Annotated in this window: 15 protein-coding genes, 2 tRNA genes and 1 pseudogene; all 18 read left to right on the forward strand. The window is 42.4% G+C overall.

Features of this window, described 5'->3' with window-relative positions:
• Positions 1-132 precede the first annotated feature (132 nt).
• The 18 genes and pseudogenes from pth to hpt all read left to right on the forward strand — a co-directional run bounded on the left by pth (position 133) and on the right by hpt (position 17,560).
• Positions 133-699: an aminoacyl-tRNA hydrolase gene (pth, locus tag NSS76_RS00335; protein ID WP_024425643.1), complete on the forward strand. Its 567-nt coding sequence runs from the start codon at positions 133-135 to the stop codon at positions 697-699.
• A gap of 55 nt (positions 700-754) precedes the next feature.
• Entirely contained in the window at positions 755-985 is a 231-nt protein-coding gene (locus NSS76_RS00340) for an anti-sigma-F factor Fin family protein (RefSeq protein ID WP_003217967.1), read from the forward strand.
• 68 nt (positions 986-1,053) lie between these two features.
• Positions 1,054-4,587 (forward strand): transcription-repair coupling factor, encoded by a 3,534-nt coding sequence (gene mfd / locus NSS76_RS00345; RefSeq protein ID WP_257803053.1) that lies wholly within the window; start codon positions 1,054-1,056, stop codon positions 4,585-4,587.
• Between the two features lie 139 nt (positions 4,588-4,726).
• The gene (spoVT, locus tag NSS76_RS00350) at positions 4,727-5,263 is read left to right on the forward strand and encodes a stage V sporulation protein T (protein WP_003217990.1); all 537 of its coding nucleotides are present in this window, start codon (positions 4,727-4,729) and stop codon (positions 5,261-5,263) included.
• A 190-nt stretch (positions 5,264-5,453) separates the two neighbouring features.
• The gene (locus NSS76_RS00355; RefSeq protein WP_270126401.1) at positions 5,454-7,058 is read left to right on the forward strand and encodes a putative polysaccharide biosynthesis protein; all 1,605 of its coding nucleotides are present in this window, start codon (positions 5,454-5,456) and stop codon (positions 7,056-7,058) included.
• Positions 7,048-8,532 carry a nucleoside triphosphate pyrophosphohydrolase gene (gene mazG / locus NSS76_RS00360; protein WP_206534151.1) on the forward strand — a complete coding sequence of 495 codons (1,485 nt, stop codon included), beginning with the start codon at positions 7,048-7,050 and terminating at the stop codon, positions 8,530-8,532. The genes NSS76_RS00355 and mazG overlap by 11 nt, the downstream gene beginning before the upstream one ends.
• Complete coding sequence (locus tag NSS76_RS00365) at positions 8,529-8,789, forward strand: RNA-binding S4 domain-containing protein (protein ID WP_008341839.1); 261 nt, start codon at positions 8,529-8,531, stop codon at positions 8,787-8,789. The genes mazG and NSS76_RS00365 overlap by 4 nt, the downstream gene beginning before the upstream one ends.
• Before the next feature lie 73 nt (positions 8,790-8,862).
• Positions 8,863-9,171 (forward strand): sporulation protein YabP, encoded by a 309-nt coding sequence (yabP, locus tag NSS76_RS00370; protein WP_024425646.1) that lies wholly within the window; start codon positions 8,863-8,865, stop codon positions 9,169-9,171.
• Positions 9,168-9,806, forward strand: coding sequence for a spore cortex biosynthesis protein YabQ (yabQ, locus tag NSS76_RS00375; RefSeq protein ID WP_073203459.1), 639 nt, complete (start codon positions 9,168-9,170; stop codon positions 9,804-9,806). Before yabP ends, yabQ begins: the two co-directional genes overlap by 4 nt.
• A gap of 18 nt (positions 9,807-9,824) precedes the next feature.
• Complete coding sequence (locus tag NSS76_RS00380; protein WP_003217952.1) at positions 9,825-10,199, forward strand: FtsB family cell division protein; 375 nt, start codon at positions 9,825-9,827, stop codon at positions 10,197-10,199.
• Between the two features lie 82 nt (positions 10,200-10,281).
• Positions 10,282-10,677: a S1 domain-containing RNA-binding protein gene (locus NSS76_RS00385; protein WP_008357409.1), complete on the forward strand. Its 396-nt coding sequence runs from the start codon at positions 10,282-10,284 to the stop codon at positions 10,675-10,677.
• 177 nt (positions 10,678-10,854) lie between these two features.
• Positions 10,855-10,928: transfer RNA gene (locus tag NSS76_RS00390), tRNA-Met, on the forward strand.
• Between the two features lie 25 nt (positions 10,929-10,953).
• Positions 10,954-11,025, forward strand: a tRNA-Glu gene (locus NSS76_RS00395).
• 203 nt (positions 11,026-11,228) lie between these two features.
• The gene (gene spoIIE, locus NSS76_RS00400; RefSeq protein WP_024425648.1) at positions 11,229-13,712 is read left to right on the forward strand and encodes a stage II sporulation protein E; all 2,484 of its coding nucleotides are present in this window, start codon (positions 11,229-11,231) and stop codon (positions 13,710-13,712) included.
• 76 nt (positions 13,713-13,788) lie between these two features.
• Entirely contained in the window at positions 13,789-14,526 is a 738-nt protein-coding gene (locus NSS76_RS00405; RefSeq protein WP_024425649.1) for a vWA domain-containing protein, read from the forward strand.
• Entirely contained in the window at positions 14,510-15,505 is a 996-nt protein-coding gene (locus NSS76_RS00410; protein ID WP_151863334.1) for a protein kinase domain-containing protein, read from the forward strand. Before NSS76_RS00405 ends, NSS76_RS00410 begins: the two co-directional genes overlap by 17 nt.
• A gap of 96 nt (positions 15,506-15,601) precedes the next feature.
• A pseudogene (gene tilS, locus NSS76_RS00415) lies at positions 15,602-17,024 on the forward strand (tRNA lysidine(34) synthetase TilS).
• Positions 17,021-17,560 carry a hypoxanthine phosphoribosyltransferase gene (gene hpt, locus NSS76_RS00420; protein ID WP_008357399.1) on the forward strand — a complete coding sequence of 180 codons (540 nt, stop codon included), beginning with the start codon at positions 17,021-17,023 and terminating at the stop codon, positions 17,558-17,560. Before tilS ends, hpt begins: the two are co-directional and overlap by 4 nt.
• Positions 17,561-17,598: the final 38 nt, after the last annotated feature.

Genomic DNA, 17,598 nt, shown 5'->3' on the forward strand with positions numbered 1-17,598 from the left:
TTAAAGACGTAACCCTCCCGCGGTTGCGTCTTTTGTGCTAGAATGAAAAGAATTCATACGTTTTTACATGAGGCAATCTGATTGGCTCATTTTTTAGGCGTGTGCTGTGTGACAAAGGAGGTTATTGGTTTCATGATTGCATTCGTTGGATTAGGCAATCCAGGAAAAGAATATGAAAAAACAAGACATAATGTCGGGTTTATGACAATAGATGAATTATCGAAAAAATGGGACATTCCTTTAAATCAATCAAAATTCCATGGACAATTTGGAACTGGGTTTGTTTCGGGGCAAAAGGTTCTACTTGTAAAGCCGCTTACATATATGAACTTATCAGGAGAATGTGTGCGTCCGCTGATGGACTATTACGATATTCCCCTTGAACATTTGAAAGTGATCTATGATGATCTTGATTTGCCAACTGGCCGGATTCGCTTACGTACAAAAGGAAGTGCAGGCGGGCATAATGGAATCAAATCATTGATTCAGCATTTAGGTTCACCTGAATTTGACCGATTCCGTATCGGCATTGGACGTCCTCAAAACGGCATGAAGGTCGTTGATTACGTACTAGGGCGTTTCTCAGAAGAAGAACAGCCTGACATCGCATCAGCCATTCAATCGTCTGTCGAGGCTTGTGAAGCGGCTTTAAAAAAGCCGTTTTTAGAAGTGATGAATGATTTTAACAAGAAGGTATAAGAATGATAAGCGAAGCACATACTGATCATAAAATCTCAGCATGGGAGGATCACGTATGGCTTTGCATTATTACTGCCGCCACTGTGGTGTAAAGGTTGGCAGTCTAGATGAATCCGCTGTCCAAAGTGAAGCACTTGGATTTCATCACTTAACAAATGAGGAAAGAAACGATATGATTTCTTATAGGGAAAATGGTGATTTACATGTACAAACCATTTGTGAGGATTGTCAAGAGGCGCTCGAAAGAAATCCTGATTACCATCAGTATCATACTTTTATTCAATAAAAAAGCTTTGGTGTAGATATTAGACCAAAGCGTTTTTCTGTTTTAAACAAACAGGGAGGAGGAGCCAAATGAAAAACATACAATCATTTATCAAACAAAGTGATGATTTTCAGTCCATTTTTAATGGGCTAAAGGAAGGGTTAAAAGAACAGCTGCTTGCCGGACTATCAGGCTCCGTCAGATCTTTATTTACAGCCGCGATATCAGACGAACTGAAGCGGCCGATGTTTATTGTGACTCACAATTTATATCAGGCACAGAAGGTAACAGATGATCTAGCAAGTGTGATGCCGGATCACTCGGTTCTTCTTTATCCTGTCAATGAACTTATCGCTTCAGAAATTGCAGTGGCAAGCCCTGAGCTGAGAGCACAGCGTTTAGATGTCCTGAACCGGCTTGCGAATGGAGAAAATCCCATTATCGTCACTCCCGCTGCTGCGGTGCGCAGGATGCTTCCGCCAGTTGAGCTCTGGAAGGAGAGTCAGATCCATTTAAAGATCGGTGAAGAAATTGATTTGGAGGCGTTTTCAAAACAGCTCGTACAAATTGGTTATGACCGGACGTCGATGGTTGCAGCGCCCGGAGATTTTAGTGTGCGCGGAGGAATTATCGACATCTATGCGTTAACGGAAGACCATCCAATCCGTATTGAACTGTTTGATACAGAAGTAGACTCGATTCGAACGTTTCATTCGGATACACAGCGTTCATTAGAAACCCTTCAAGAAATCAAAATAGGTCCTGCAAAAGAGTTAATTGTGAGAGGTCCGGAACGAGTGAGAGCCATTGAACAGCTTGACCAAGGGCTGGCGAAGAGCTTAAAGAAATTCAACTCAGATCAGCAAAAAGAACTGCTTCATCAAAATATATCTGCTGATCGCGAGAAGCTGCTAGAAGGCATCGTGACACAGGAAATGACGAAGTACCTGTCCTATTTCTATGAAAAGCCTGCTAGTTTGCTAGATTACACATCGCAGGATACGATTATTATTTTAGATGAAATCAGCAGAATTCAGGAGATGGAAGAACAGCTTGAACAGGAAGAAGCCGATTGGACAATTAGTCTGCTTGAAGAAGGGAACATTCTTCATGATTTATCTCTTTCTTTCCCGTTTCAAGAACTGATCAATCAGCAATCAAGGTCCATTCTGTACTACTCCTTGTTTCTGAGACATGTCCAGCAGACAAATCCGCAAAATATCGTCAATGTATCTAGTAAGCAAATGCAGAATTTCCACGGGCAGATGAATGTGCTGGCGAGTGAAATTGAACGCTATAAAAAACAGCAGTACACAGTTGTCTTTTTAGGTGCGGATGAAGAGCGGACAGAAAAGCTGTCGTCTGTTCTGCATGATTATGACATTGAAGCCGCTCTTGCTAAACCGGACGCTGAGCTTGTGAGCGGACAGGTGTATATTTTACAAGGTGAGCTGCAAACAGGCTTTGAACTGCCGTTATCAAAAATTGCTGTGATCACAGAAGGTGAACTCTTCAAGAAACGTGTGAAAAAACAGGCGCGTAAGCAAAAGCTGACCAATGCAGAGCGGATCAAGAGCTATTCAGAGCTTCAAGTCGGTGATTATGTGGTGCACATTAACCACGGGATCGGTAAATATTTAGGAATTGAAACGCTTGAAATCGGCGGCATTCATAAAGATTATTTAAATATTCATTATCAAGGAAGCGACAAGCTTTATGTACCGGTTGAACAAATTGATCAGGTGCAGAAATATGTAGGATCAGAAGGTAAAGAACCAAAGCTGTACAAACTGGGCGGCAGCGATTGGAAACGCGTGAAGAAAAAAGTTGAAACATCTGTACAGGACATCGCAGATGATCTGATTAAACTTTACGCAGAACGCGAGGCAAGCAAAGGATATGCCTTCTCGCCTGATCATGAGATGCAGCGCCAGTTTGAATCTGCGTTCCCTTACCAGGAAACAGATGATCAAATCCGTTCGATTCAAGAAATTAAACAGGATATGGAGCGGGAACGTCCAATGGACCGTCTGCTTTGTGGAGATGTGGGTTACGGCAAAACGGAGGTGGCTATTCGTGCGGCCTTCAAAGCGATTGCTGACGGGAAGCAGGTAGCCTTGCTTGTTCCGACAACCATCTTAGCACAGCAGCATTTTGACACAATCATGGACCGATTCCAAGACTACCCTGTCAAAATTGCGCAGCTGAGCCGTTTCCGTACAAGAAAAGAAACAACTGAAACATTAAAAGGGCTGAAAAACGGAACGATCGATATGGTTATCGGCACACACCGCCTTCTTTCAAAAGACATCGTCTACAAGGATTTAGGACTGTTAATCATAGATGAGGAACAGCGTTTTGGTGTGACGCATAAAGAGAAAATTAAACAGATGAAAGCCAATATCGACGTACTGACATTAACGGCTACGCCAATTCCGCGTACGCTTCATATGTCCATGCTTGGCGTACGGGATTTATCAGTGATTGAAACACCGCCTGAAAACCGATTCCCTGTTCAAACCTATGTGGTCGAGTACAATGGTGCTTTAGTCAGAGAAGCGATTGAGCGAGAATTAGCACGCGGCGGTCAAGTGTACTTCCTTTACAACCGTGTTGAGGATATTGAACGAAAAGCAGACGAAATCTCCATGCTAGTCCCAGACGCAAAAGTCAGTTATGCGCACGGGAAAATGAGTGAGAACGAGCTGGAATCAGTGATGATTAATTTTCTTGAAGGTGAATCAGATGTATTGGTTAGTACCACCATCATTGAAACGGGAGTCGATATTCCAAATGTAAACACGCTCATCGTCCACGATGCCGATAAAATGGGGCTTTCTCAGCTGTACCAGCTAAGAGGACGAGTCGGGCGTTCGAACCGTGTTGCTTATGCTTATTTCACGTATCGAAAAGATAAAGTTCTTTCTGAAGTTGCGGAGAAAAGACTTCAAGCTATTAAAGAATTCACAGAGCTCGGATCTGGGTTTAAAATTGCGATGCGTGATTTAACAATTCGAGGAGCAGGAAACTTACTTGGTGCTCAGCAGCATGGCTTCATTGATTCAGTTGGATTCGACCTCTATTCTCAAATGCTGAAAGAAGCCATTGAGGAAAGAAGAGGCGATACAACGGCTCAAGATAAATTCGAGCCAGAAATTGATCTGCAAATTGATGCTTACATCCCAGACACTTATATTTCGGACGGCAAGCAAAAGATTGAAATGTATAAACAGTTCAGAGCAATTGGATCGATTGAAGAGAGAAAAGAGCTTCAGGATGAAATGATCGACCGATTTGGTGAATATCCGCAAGAAGTGGCTGACTTGTTTACGATTGCGACAATGAAGGTGTACGCTGTCCAGGAACGTGTCGAGCTGATCAAGATGGAGAAAGGCATTGTTAGAATGACTCTTGATGAGAAAGCAAGCAGTGAAATCGACGGTCAAAAATTATTTGAGCTCGGCAGTAAATATGGACGTGAAATCGGGTTAGGAATGGAAGGCAGCAAGCTGATTATTTCTGTCCAAACGAAAGGCAAGAAGACGGAGGAATGGCTTGAGGTTGTTCTTAACATGCTTCGAGGCCTTCAAGATGTGAAAAAAGAAACCATTCCATCTTCATAAAATTTTGTTTGTCTCTCGTGTATATTACGTTTGATGTGACGGATACTAAACTCAGGGTCAAGTGGTGAATGTTGCATAAAGTGGACGCTTTTGTTCCATTCACCCAACACATCATCAAACGAAAGAGAGGCAGCAGTGAATGAAAGCAACTGGAATTGTACGCCGCATCGATGATCTAGGTAGAGTGGTTATTCCGAAGGAGATTCGCAGAACATTGCGCATCCGGGAAGGAGATCCGCTTGAGATTTTCGTCGACCGCGATGGAGAAGTGATTTTGAAGAAGTATTCGCCGATTAGTGAGCTAGGAGACTTTGCGAAGGAATATGCTGATGCATTATTCGACAGTCTGGGTCATTCCATCCTGATTTGTGATCGAGATACGTATATTGCTGTATCCGGCAGTTCGAAAAAAGAGTACTTAAACAAATCGATCAGTGATTTACTTGAACGAACAATGGATCAGCGTAATTCTGTGTTAGAAGAAAGCAAAAAAGAAATTCAACTTGTCGATGGTATTGATGATGACGTATCTGCTTATACCATTGCACCTATTGTTGCAAACGGAGATCCAATTGGCGCCGTCGTCTTATTTTCTAAAGAGCGTTCAATGGGAGAAGTGGAGCATAAAGCGGCAGAAACGGCAGCTGGCTTCTTAGCCCGTCAAATGGAACATTAGGTCTAATAACTCTATATCATTTTGATAAAACGAAAGAATGCCGATGAAATCATTTGATTTTGTCGGTTTTTTATATGGGATGAAACAAAACGAGACATGTGCCGTCTACTCCTTAGAAAGAAACGTCTTTTCATTCACGTATGTTATAATGAGTGCGTTTAACTGTAGATTTATTTTAAAGGAGTCATCCATGAAAAATGCTGTGAATCAGCCGCATTGGCTTTTCCAGGGTGCGGTGATTTTGACCATCGCAGGCTTGTTATCAAAGATATTAAGTGCCGTTTACCGTGTTCCGTTTCAAAACATCGTAGGGGACACAGGGTTTTATATTTATCAGCAGGTATATCCTTTCCTTGGCATTGCCATCATGCTTGGTACAACAGGTTTTCCTGTCATGGTGTCCAAGCTTTTGAGTGATCATGGGGAAGAGAATCGACGGATCATTACAAGGGTATCCTTGGTCTATATCACTTTACTGAGCCTGGTCTTATTTCTTTGTCTTTACATAGGAGCAGGCACAATTGCGAGTCTTATGGCAGATAGTCAATTAATTCTGCTCATCCAGATGAGTGCTTTTGTGTTTCTATTTCTGCCGCTCACTGTGATGCTGAGGGGAGTTTTTCAGAGTGACGGTCTGATGCTTCCAACAGCTGTTTCTCAATTGGTTGAGCAGCTCATCAGGGTAGGTGTCCTGCTTGTTTTATCCTTCTATTTCGTGAGGCACGGCTATTCGCTTTATGAAACAGGGGCGGGTGCGGTGTTCTCTTCTATCGCAGGAAGTGCGGCCTCGCTCATTTTGCTTCTTTTCCTTTGGCTGACCTATCGAAAGCAGTCTGCTGCAAGTATGTCAGGCAAACAGGCGACACTTCGAAAAAAAGATGTTATGAAGAGTTTGGTGCTGTATACATTGACGATTTGTGTCAGCGGTTTGCTCATTTTATGGATGCAAATGATTGATGCTTTTCATCTGTATGCGTTGCTGCGCAGCGAGGGTCTCAGTGAAGCGGCGGCAAAGGCGGCGAAAGGTGTATATGACCGAGGCCAGCCTTTCTTACAGCTCGGAACGGTGTTTGCCATCAGCATCGGAACCTCTCTTGTACCATTTTTATCGGCAGCCATGAGGAATGGAGAGCATGAAACGATACGGCAAAAAGTTCGCTCATCGGTTAAGACCACGTCAGTATTAGGGATAGGGTCAGCGGTTGGACTGATTTGTATTTTAGCACCAGTCAATACAATGCTTTTTCGTAATGACTTAGGCACCGATGCCTTGCAAATATTCTGTATATCGATCGTCTTTACGTCGATTGCCATTACGCAGGCGGCTTTACTGCAAGGGCTCGGGCATACTGTATATCCTGCTGTTGTGGTGGTTCTCAGCGTGCTGGTGAAATGGATTCTAACAATTGAGCTTGTACCGTTATTTGGCATCCACGGTGCCGCGTGGTCAACTGTATGTGGTTTTCTCACAGCAGCCGTGCTCAATGCCGTTTATTTGAAGCATAAAGGATGGATTTCGTTGAGAGAGCTGTTCCCGGTGAAAATTCTTTTATCAGCCGCCTTCATGGCTGTGGTCTTAATAGGATATCAGGCTCTGTTTTCATGGGTGATTCCCTTTGAAAAACGTCCGTTTTCCGTTTTAGAGAGCCTGACATCAGTTTTTATTGGTGGTTTCGCCTTTTTATATAGTATTCTTAAGCTAGAAGTATTTACGGACGAGGAATGGAGACTCATTCCATTAGGAGAAAAGATTTTATATTTTAAACAGATGAGAGGGAATCAAAATGGCAGGTAAGATTACCGTCGTCGGTCTCGGGGCAGGCGACATGGATCAGCTGACGCTCGGTGTATATAAGCAGCTGAAGCAGGCGAAAGAAGTATTTATGAGAACGCAGGATCATCCGCTTACCGCAGAGTTAATGCAGGAGGTCCCATCTCTCACCTTTTTTGATGAAATTTATGAAAAGCATGATCAGTTTGATCAGGTGTATCAGGAAATTACCGAAATATTATTTGCAGAGGCAGCGGAAAAAGACATTGTGTATGCTGTACCTGGTCATCCATTTGTGGCAGAAAAGACCGTACAGCTGCTCGTCGCCGGGCAGAAAGAGCGCGGGATTGAGGTGTCTGTCGCTGGTGGACAAAGCTTTCTAGATGCGACATTCAACTCCTTGCAAATTGACCCCATCGAGGGATTACAATTCGTTGATGCAGGGGATATGAGAGCGGATGATCTGAAATTAACCCAGCACGTCCTGATTTGTCAGGTATATGATCAGATGACAGCTTCGAATGTGAAACTCACGCTGATGGAAAAGCTCCCCGACGATTATGAAGTTTATATTGTGACTGCAGCTGGAAGCAGTCAGGAACAGATTACTGCCGTTCCTTTATTTGAACTTGATCGAGATGTGTCGATAAATAACTTAACGAGTGTTTATGTTCCTCCAATTCAAGATGAACAGCTGCTTTATCAACAATTTGACACCTTCCGTGACGTCATACGTACATTAAGAGGTCCGGGTGGCTGTCCATGGGATCAAAAACAAACCAATGAATCACTCAAACCATATTTAATTGAAGAATGCTATGAACTGCTTGAAGCGATAGATGAAGATGACCCAGATCATATGGTGGAAGAGCTTGGCGATGTGCTGCTGCAGGTGCTGCTTCACGCTCAAATTGGCGAAGATGACGGTTATTTCTCAATTGATGACGTCATTCAGCATGTCACAGAAAAAATGATTCGGCGCCACCCCCATGTGTTTGGTGACACGAATGTTTCTGAAGCAGCAGATGTGGTGGCCAACTGGGAAAAAATCAAACAGCAGGAGAAGCCAGAGCGGACCGGTTCTATTTTGCAATCGATTCCGGCGACACTTCCGGCACTAACAAAGGCATATAAGCTCCAAAAGAAAGCTGCCAAAGTAGGCTTTGATTGGACAGATGTTCAAGATATTTGGAACAAATACGAAGAAGAAAAGCAGGAATTTCTCGTTGAAGTGGCAGAGAAGACGGACGAAGGTGCAACGAAGCAGATGAAAGATGAATTTGGAGATCTTTTGTTTGTTCTCGTCAATATTGGCAGGTTCTATCACCTAGAGCCTGAAACGGCACTCGCTTCTGCCAACACAAAATTCATACGGCGCTTTCAGCATATCGAACAAAAAGCAAAGGACATGGGCCGTTCATTAGATGACTTAACGCTAGAGGAAATGGACGATCTATGGAACGATGCGAAACGCATAGAAAGAGGTGAACACACATGAGACTAGATAAATTTTTAAAAGTGTCCCGTTTAATTAAAAGAAGAACATTGGCAAAAGAAGTAGCTGATCAAGGCAGGATATCTATTAACGGAACACAGGCGAAAGCAAGCTCTGACGTGAAAGAAGGAGATGAGCTGCAAATCCGTTTTGGTCAAAAACTAGTGACTGTTCAAGTCAACGAGTTAAAGGACACGACGAAAAAAGAAGAAGCGGCTGGCATGTATACTGTGCTAAAAGAAGAAAAAACAGCAGAATAGGGCTTGTTCTAAAAGACCCTCTTATCACATACAATGCAGTAACATGCAAGTATGAGATATGGGGGATGTATAGATGAATCAATATTATAATCAACCTCAAGGTACGAAGCTGTCATCAGACGCGGAGCACAATGTCACAATGCGAAACAGAAAGCATTTAGATATTACTGGTGTCAAACAAGTGGAAAGCTTTGATAGTGAGGAATTTCTGCTGGAGACGGTCATGGGGATTCTCGCCATCCGCGGAGAAAATCTGCAAATGAAAAACCTAGACGTCGAAAAGGGCGTTGTGTCGATCAAAGGGCGTGTCTTTGATTTAATCTATGTTGATGAGCAGCACGGGGAGAAAGCTAAAGGATTTTTTAGCAAGCTGTTTAAATGACGCTGACAGTCCAGTTTTATACGATGCTTTCCATGGCGGCGATGGGCATCTGGCTGGGCGCATCGCTTGATACGTACAAGCTGTTTGTGAACCGGGAAAAAACAGCAAAATGGCTTTTGGCTATCCACGATCTCCTTTTTTGGATGGTACAGGGTCTCTTATTCTTTTACGTCCTGCTGCTGACAAACGAGGGAGAATTCAGGCTTTATATTTTTCTAGCCGTTGCTCTAGGTTTCTCGATGTATCAGGCATTGATGAAACATTTGTATCTCAAGATTCTCAAGTTTATCATGATGTGTGTATATCAGACCGTTCTCTTCCTAAAAAGGCTGGTCATGTCGGTTGTCTTCCAGCCGATCCGCTGGATGTTCACATTGATCATAAGTGCTATTCTGTTCTTGCTCCACTCGCTCTTACGTCTTGTTCGTTTTACGTTTCGGCTCGTGTGGAAGGTGCTGTCGATTGTTTGTTATCCGCTCATCTGGTTACTCAATGTGACCATTATTCATCGGATTCCCGAAAAATGGCGAACATCAATGAGATTGTTTTTCTCAAAAGGAGCAGGAATTTTACAAGGGGCCAAGAAATTATCTGGTACCATCAAAACGAAATGGAAACAATTCTGGACAAAGTAAGAGAGGAGGCCTTCAATCTTGAACAAGAGAAAAAGAAATATCGCACAAATTCAAAATGATTACCAAAAACAAATGGAACAGCAAGCGCAGCGCTTAAAACGCAAACGTCGCGGACTCCTTAGAAGGCTTACCGTGTTTGGTGTAATCGTGCTCATGTTTGCTGTCTTAGTGACAAGTGCCCTCTGGTCGCAATCGTCTTCACTAAAGGAAAAAGAAGAGAAGAAGGTTGCGCTCGAAAAAGAGTTGAAGCAATTACAAACAAAGCAGGAAGATATTTCTGATGAAATTAAGAAGCTGAAAAGCAAGGAATACGTACTCGAACTGGCACGACGGGACTATTATATGTCCAAAAAAGGCGAAAAAATCTTTGATGTGGGCAATAAGAGCGATTAGCCTTGTTGACACTTAAAATTCAGTTTATGTATAATTGAACAAATGAGATTTTTTTATAAGTCTAAGGAGGAGCACTTTTTTTATGTCGATTGAAGTTGGCAGCAAGTTACAAGGGAAAGTTACGGGCATTACAAATTTTGGAGCTTTTGTGGAGTTGCCAGGCGGTTCAACTGGTCTCGTTCATATCAGTGAGGTAGCCGATAACTATGTAAAAGATATTAATGAGCATTTAAAAGTCGGTGAACAAGTTGAAGTGAAAGTGATTAACGTTGAAAAAGACGGTAAAATCGGCTTGTCCATTAAAAAAGCAAAAGATCGTCCTCAACAACAATCAAGACCAAGCAGAAATGATTTCCGTCCGAAGGAATCGTTTGAACAAAAAATGAACAAATTCTTAAAAGATAGCGAAGATCGCTTAACATCTTTAAAACGTAACACGGAATCAAAACGTGGGGGGCGCGGAGCAAGAAGAGGTTAACTTGTTGCTGCTTTCTATATATTTTCACAACAAAGCATCTGCTGTTCAGCAGGTGCTTTTTTTCATGATCCATCCGACATTTTTTGAGATTTCGTCATTTAATTTAAAACTTTCTATTGACGGACAAGCGAATCCTTTGTATTATAGTTCTTGTGCTTCTTAGCGCATTTTCATTATGGCGGTGTAGCTCAGCTGGCTAGAGCGTACGGTTCATACCCGTGAGGTCGGGGGTTCGATCCCCTCCGCCGCTATCCTTTTAACTAGAACATAAAGCAAGGCCCGTTGGTCAAGCGGTTAAGACACCGCCCTTTCACGGCGGTAACACGGGTTCGAATCCCGTACGGGTCATATTCGAAACAGCTTTCTATAGGAAAGCTGTTTCTTTGTGCTTTCGTAAAATTCTGATGAAAGACATCGACTTTCATGAAAGTATGCCTCTTTGACGAATAAAGCGTCGAACGTTTTATGGAAACGACAACTTCTTTTGACAAAATATCTTTTTCACCTTCGCTATAATGACAAGCAACGAATATCAGGTGGGGGATGAGAAGATGGAAAAACTAGAAAGAAGAACTGATTTAACAGGAGCGGGGTTTGAAAGAATCAGTGCGGGGTTAAAAAAGATGAAAAATCTGTTTCTTCATCACACGCATTCTCTTTTTTTCTATAAAGGGTTTATTTATGTTGTTCTAGGCTTTTTATTAGGACGAGCCTTTATATTATCTGAAATTATGCCGTTTGCTCTGCCTTTCTTTGGCTCCATGCTGCTTATTAAAAGAGATAAGGCGATGCTTGCTTGTCTAGCATTACTCGCTGGGGCGATGACGATATCACCTCAAAATGCATTGTTTGTGTTTGCGTCGCTGCTCATGTTTCTCCTTATGTCAAAGGTGGTTTCATTCATCATCAAAGACCCAGTGAAAACATTACCGGTTGTCATTGTTCTCTCAATGCTGATCACCCGGGGAGCGTTTGTTTACTTAGAGCAAGGTGCTGTGCAAAGTTATGATTACGTCATGGCGGGTGTCGAAGCAGGACTTGCCTTCATTTTGACTCTGATTTTTCTTCAAAGCCTGCCGATTTTTACAGTCAGGAAAATTAAACACTCTTTAAAGGTCGAAGAAATTATTTGTTTTATGATTTTAATTGCCTCAGTTTTAACTGGTCTTGCTGGGATCACATTTCAAGGAATGCAGGCAGAGCATATTTTGTCACGTTATGTAGTGCTGACATTTGCCTTTATTGGCGGAGCCAGTATTGGTTGTACGGTCGGTGTTGTGACAGGATTAATTCTCGGTCTCGCTAACATCGGAAATCTTTATCAGATGAGTCTTCTTGCCTTTTCAGGCTTATTAGGCGGATTGCTGAAAGAAGGGAAGAAAGCAGGGGCAGCCATCGGCTTAATTGTGGGTTCCTTACTCATTTCACTGTACGGGGAAGGGTCAGCAGGTCTCATGACCACACTGTATGAATCACTTATAGCGGTTGCGCTCTTTTTACTCACGCCGCAATCAGTTACTTCCAAGGTAGCGAAATACATTCCTGGTACGGTAGAGCATGTACAAGAGCAGCAGCAATATGCTCGGAAGGTACGAGACGTGACAGCAAAAAAGGTAGATCAATTCTCTCATGTATTTCATGCGCTGTCTGAGAGTTTTGCGACATTTTACGAATCCATTCCTGAAGAGAAGAAGCAGGAAGAGGATGTAGATCTTTTTTTAAGTACGATCACAGAACGATCCTGTCAAACGTGCTATAAGAAAAATAAATGCTGGGTGCAGAACTTTGATACAACCTATGAACTAATGAAACAAGTTATGCATGAATCTGATGAAAAAACGTATGAGCATAACCGAAAATTGAAAAAGAAATTTAGTCAGCACTGCTCAAAATCAAAACATGTTGAGGAATTGATCGAAGAGGAGATCGCTTACTATAAAGCCAACCAGACACTGAAGAAAAAAGTCCAAGACAGCAGGCGTCTTGTGGCTGAACAGCTGATGGGGGTCTCACAAGTGATGGAGGATTTTTCCCGGGAAATAAAACGAGAAAGAGAGCAGCATTTTATTCAGGAAGAGCAGATGATAGAAGCACTTCAGCACTTTGGCATTGAGATTCAGCAAGTAGAAATCTATAGCTTGGAGCAGGGAAATGTGGATATTGAAATGAGAATCCCATATTGCCAAGGGCATGGGGAATGTGAAAAAATCATTGCGCCAATGCTTTCAGATATATTAGAAGAACAGATTTTAGTCAAAGCAGAACAGTGTGCAGAGCATCCAACCGGCTATTGCCACGTTGTATTTGGCTCTGCTAAATCATACCGAGTGGCTACAGGCGTGGCACATGCAGCAAAAGGCGGAGGACTGGTATCTGGAGACAGCTACAGCATGATGGAGCTTGGAGCAGGGAAGTATGCCGCAGCTATTAGTGATGGAATGGGCAACGGAGCACGTGCTCATTTTGAAAGCAATGAAACGATTAAGCTGTTAGAAAAAATATTGGCGTCAGGTATCAATGAAAAAGTGGCGATTAAAACCATTAATAGTATTTTATCTTTACGAACGACGGACGAGATCTATTCAACATTGGATTTATCGATCATTGATTTACAGGATGCGAGCTGTAAGTTCCTCAAGATTGGTTCAACACCCAGCTTTATTAAACGGGGTGATCAGGTGATGAAGGTACAAGCAAGCAACTTGCCGATTGGCATTATTGATGAATTCGAAGTCGAGGTTGTGAGCGAACAGATGAAAGCAGGAGACCTATTGATTATGATGAGTGACGGTATTTTTGAGGGGCCAAAGCATATTGAAAATCATGATCTGTGGGTGAAACGGAAAATGAAAAGCTTTAAAACAGAAGATCCCCAAGAAATTGCTGATTTATTAATGGAAGAGGTTATTCGAACAAGAGCAGGCCAAATTGACGACGATATGACAGTTGTTGTCATCAGGCTCGACCACAACACACCAAAATGGGCTTCCATTCCGACCGGTACATTCTATCTTGAGAAACAAGAGATTTCTTAAAATATCGTATAATATGAATTTCTTCTGGCGATGATGGGGATATAAGCATTCAGTTACAATCCCAGGAGGAATGAAGATGCGAAAAGGTCACGTCAACCAAATCTTATTGATTACAGATGGCTGCTCAAATCACGGGGAAGATCCGCTTGCGATTGCCTCATTGGCAAAGGAACAAGGGATTACAGTCAATGTCATTGGCATTATGGAAGAAAACAGACACGATCATGAAGCAATGAAGGAAGTAGAGGGGATTGCTCTCGCAGGCGGAGGCATCCATCAAGTTGTCTACGTCCAGCAGTTATCTCAAACAGTACAAATGGTCACGAAAAAAGCGATGACACAAACCCTACAAGGTGTTGTGAATAAAGAATTGCAGCAAATACTCGGCAAAGACACTGAAATTGAAGAGCTTCCACCTGATAAGCGCGGGGAAGTAATGGAGGTCGTCGATGAGTTAGGAGAAACGGTTCACCTTCAAGTACTCGTGCTTGTTGATACAAGTGCAAGTATGAAACCGAAGCTGCCAACCGTCAAAGAGGCACTTATCGACCTTTCCATCAGTTTAAATTCAAGAATTGGAGAAAATCAGTTTGGGATGTGTGTATTTCCCGGGAAAAACTCAGATGCTGAAATTGTGTTGAATTGGACGCCTCGATTCGATTCATTATCATCTATTTTCCCAAAACTGACCACTGGAGGCATCACCCCAACGGGACCAGCGCTTCGGGAAGCACTTCAGCATTTCAAATCAGTTCGTTCACGCAAAGGGCTGCTTGAAGCAAAGGAAGAGCATAATGATGAATTCGGCTTCTAACATCCCGTTAGGCACGGTGATTCAAGGGAAATGGCACCACCATCATTACCGTATTGTAAAAGAGCTTGGAAAAGGGGCGAACGGGGTTGTCTATTTGGCCGAATCGCCACATGGGCAAGCGGCCCTTAAAGTGAGTGATGACAGTATGCTCATTGCATCTGAAGTCAATGTATTAAAATCCTTTTCAAAGGCTCCTGTGAAAACCATGGGGCCTTCTTTTTATGATATGGATGATGCGATTTATCCCGGTATGCCTCAAAAACGCTCCTTTTATGTGATGGAATATGTCAGAGGTCCATTATTGCTTGAATTTGTGAAACAAAAGGGTGATGAGTGGATCGTTGTTTTGATGATTCAGCTTTTATCCAGCCTGGCTCATTTACATCAGGAAGGATGGATTTTTGGTGACTTGAAGCCGGATAATCTCATTGTTTCTGGTCCCCCTGCCACAATCCGGTGCATTGATGTGGGAGGAACGACGAAAGCGGGCAGGGCAATTAAAGAGTATACCGAGTTTTTTGATCGAGGCTATTGGGGATTCGGTACACGAAAAGCTGAACCAACCTATGATTTATTTGCCCTGACCATGGTGATGGTCAACTGTGCGTATAAGAAAGAATTCAAAAAAGGAGCAGAACCAGATAAACAGCTTTATCGAGCCATTGAAGGACATCCTTTATTAAAGCGATATGAAAGGGTGTTAAAAGCTGCTCTACAAGGTAAATATCAATCAGCAGCAGACATGAAAAGTGCGATGCTGAAAGAAGGACAGCTGATTGCATCAAGAAAATCGCGCCAAAAGAAGCAGCAGCCAAAACCCGCTGTTAATCAAAATCAACAAGTGACTACACGATCGCGGGCTGCAGCAGCAAAAAGAACGTCAGCACGTAAAAAATCAGGCGGGCTTTTTGAAACCATTCTTATCGTGTGCAGTGTACTCGCTCTTTACTGTGCATATGTGGTTTTGTTCCTGTTGTAGAGCTGTAAAAAATCAGGCTTCTTCTTTGCTTGGAGCTACTGAAAGTGATAGGATATGTATATCTTTAAATTACCTGCTCTTTGTGAGGAGGAAGTTGTGAATAGAATTGAATCTTTTTTGGAAAAACATGATGTTTACCTTGAAAATACGACAGTCATTGTCGGGGTTTCCGGCGGACCGGATTCCATGCTCTTACTGCATGAACTTAACAAGCGCCGCAAAGGTTCCTATCAGCTGATTGCAGCCCATGTAGATCACATGTTCAGAGGAGAAGAGTCCTTTGCTGATTTGGCATTTGTTGAGGCTTACTGTCAGGAGCACGAGATCCCTTTTGAATCGTCCCGCATACAGGTCACCCAATATGCAAAAGAAAACCGCTTAAACAAACAGGCAGCTGCAAGGGAGTGTAGATATGCTTTCTTTCGTCAATTGATGGAGCAATACAACGCTCAATTTATAGCGCTTGCACATCATGGAGACGACCAAGTAGAAACAATGTTGATGAGACTTGCGAGAGGGACTGTTGGTATAGGACTCGCAGGTATCCAAGCAAAACGTCCTTTTCAAAATGGGTGGCTGATTCGTCCGCTCATTGGATACTCTAAGGACGACGTGCTAAAAGCTTGTGAAAAAGAACATGTACCCTATGTCATTGATCAAAGCAATCATACAGATGACTACTTGAGAAACCGGGTAAGAAGACACATTCTTCCCGTGTTAAAAGAAGAGGCACCTCATGTACATGAAAGCTTTCAGTTTGTAAGTGACATGCTGACTGAGGATGAGCAATACTTGCAGGCTTTAACAAAGGAACAAATGAACCAAGTGATAACGAGTCAATCGCCTAAGCAAATTGAGATTAAAACGAAGCCTTTGCTTGACCTGCCTTTGCCTTTACAAAGAAGAGGCATTCAACTAATATTAAACTATCTTTATGAAAACACTCAATCAGCGTTTTCAAACCAGCATATTCTAGGGACTTTAGACTGGTTATCTCATACCGATCAACCGTCTGGATCATTAGATTTGCCAAAAGGTTTACAAGCTGTCAAGTCTTATGATCACTGTATGTTTACCTTTGAGCGATCGCATGTATTAGACCAGTCTTATGCTCTTCACTTAAAGGCTGAGCTCGGAGAAGAGCTTTTTCTCCCAAATGGACAGTCTATCGCCGTATCAAATCATGTTCCGAAGGATGCACGGAACGGAAACCATTTTTTCTTGCTTCAAAAAGATCATGTTCGTCTCCCTTTGATCATTCGCTCACGAAAAAATGGTGATCGAATCAAACTTAAAGGGATGAATGGATCAAAAAAGGTGAAGGATATATTTATTGATAAAAAAGTGCCTCTTGCAGAAAGAGACAGCTGGCCGATCGTCACTGACTCGGATCATCAAATCATCTGGATCCCAGGTCTGAAAAAATCCGTTTTTGAAGAAATTGATATGACAAACAGCGATCTCATTGTATTACAATATAGACAGCACGAAAATTTGTAGGGGGCAAGCAAAAGCATGAAACAAGATATTGAAAAGATTTTGATCTCAGAAGAAGAGATCCAGCAAAAAGTGAAGGAACTGGGTGCAACATTAACCAGTGATTATGATGGTAAATTTCCCCTGGCTATTGGTGTTTTGAAAGGGGCTCTTCCATTCATGGCAGACCTGATCAAACACATTGATACATATTTAGAACTTGATTTTATGGATGTATCTAGCTACGGAAAGTCTACCGTATCTTCTGGAGAAGTAAAGATCATTAAGGATCTAGATACTTCTGTTGAAGGAAGAGATATTTTGATTATGGAAGATATCATCGACAGTGGGTTAACTTTGAGCTATCTGGTAGAGCTTTTCCGATACCGTAAAGCAAATTCCATTAAAATTGTGACATTGCTTGATAAACCAAGCGGCCGCAAAGCAGACATCAAAGCAGATTATGTTGGATTTGAAGTGCCAGATGCATTTGTTGTCGGCTATGGATTGGATTTCGCTGAACGTTACCGAAACCTCCCGTATATTGGAGTGTTAAAACCATCTGTTTACGAAGGCTAATCAGCATACGTATACATGAGGTTATTGGTTGTGTTGGA

Origin of the sequence: Bacillus sp. FSL R5-0654, from assembly GCF_038008745.1 — a bacterium.
Classification (GTDB): domain Bacteria; phylum Bacillota; class Bacilli; order Bacillales; family Bacillaceae; genus Bacillus; species Bacillus safensis.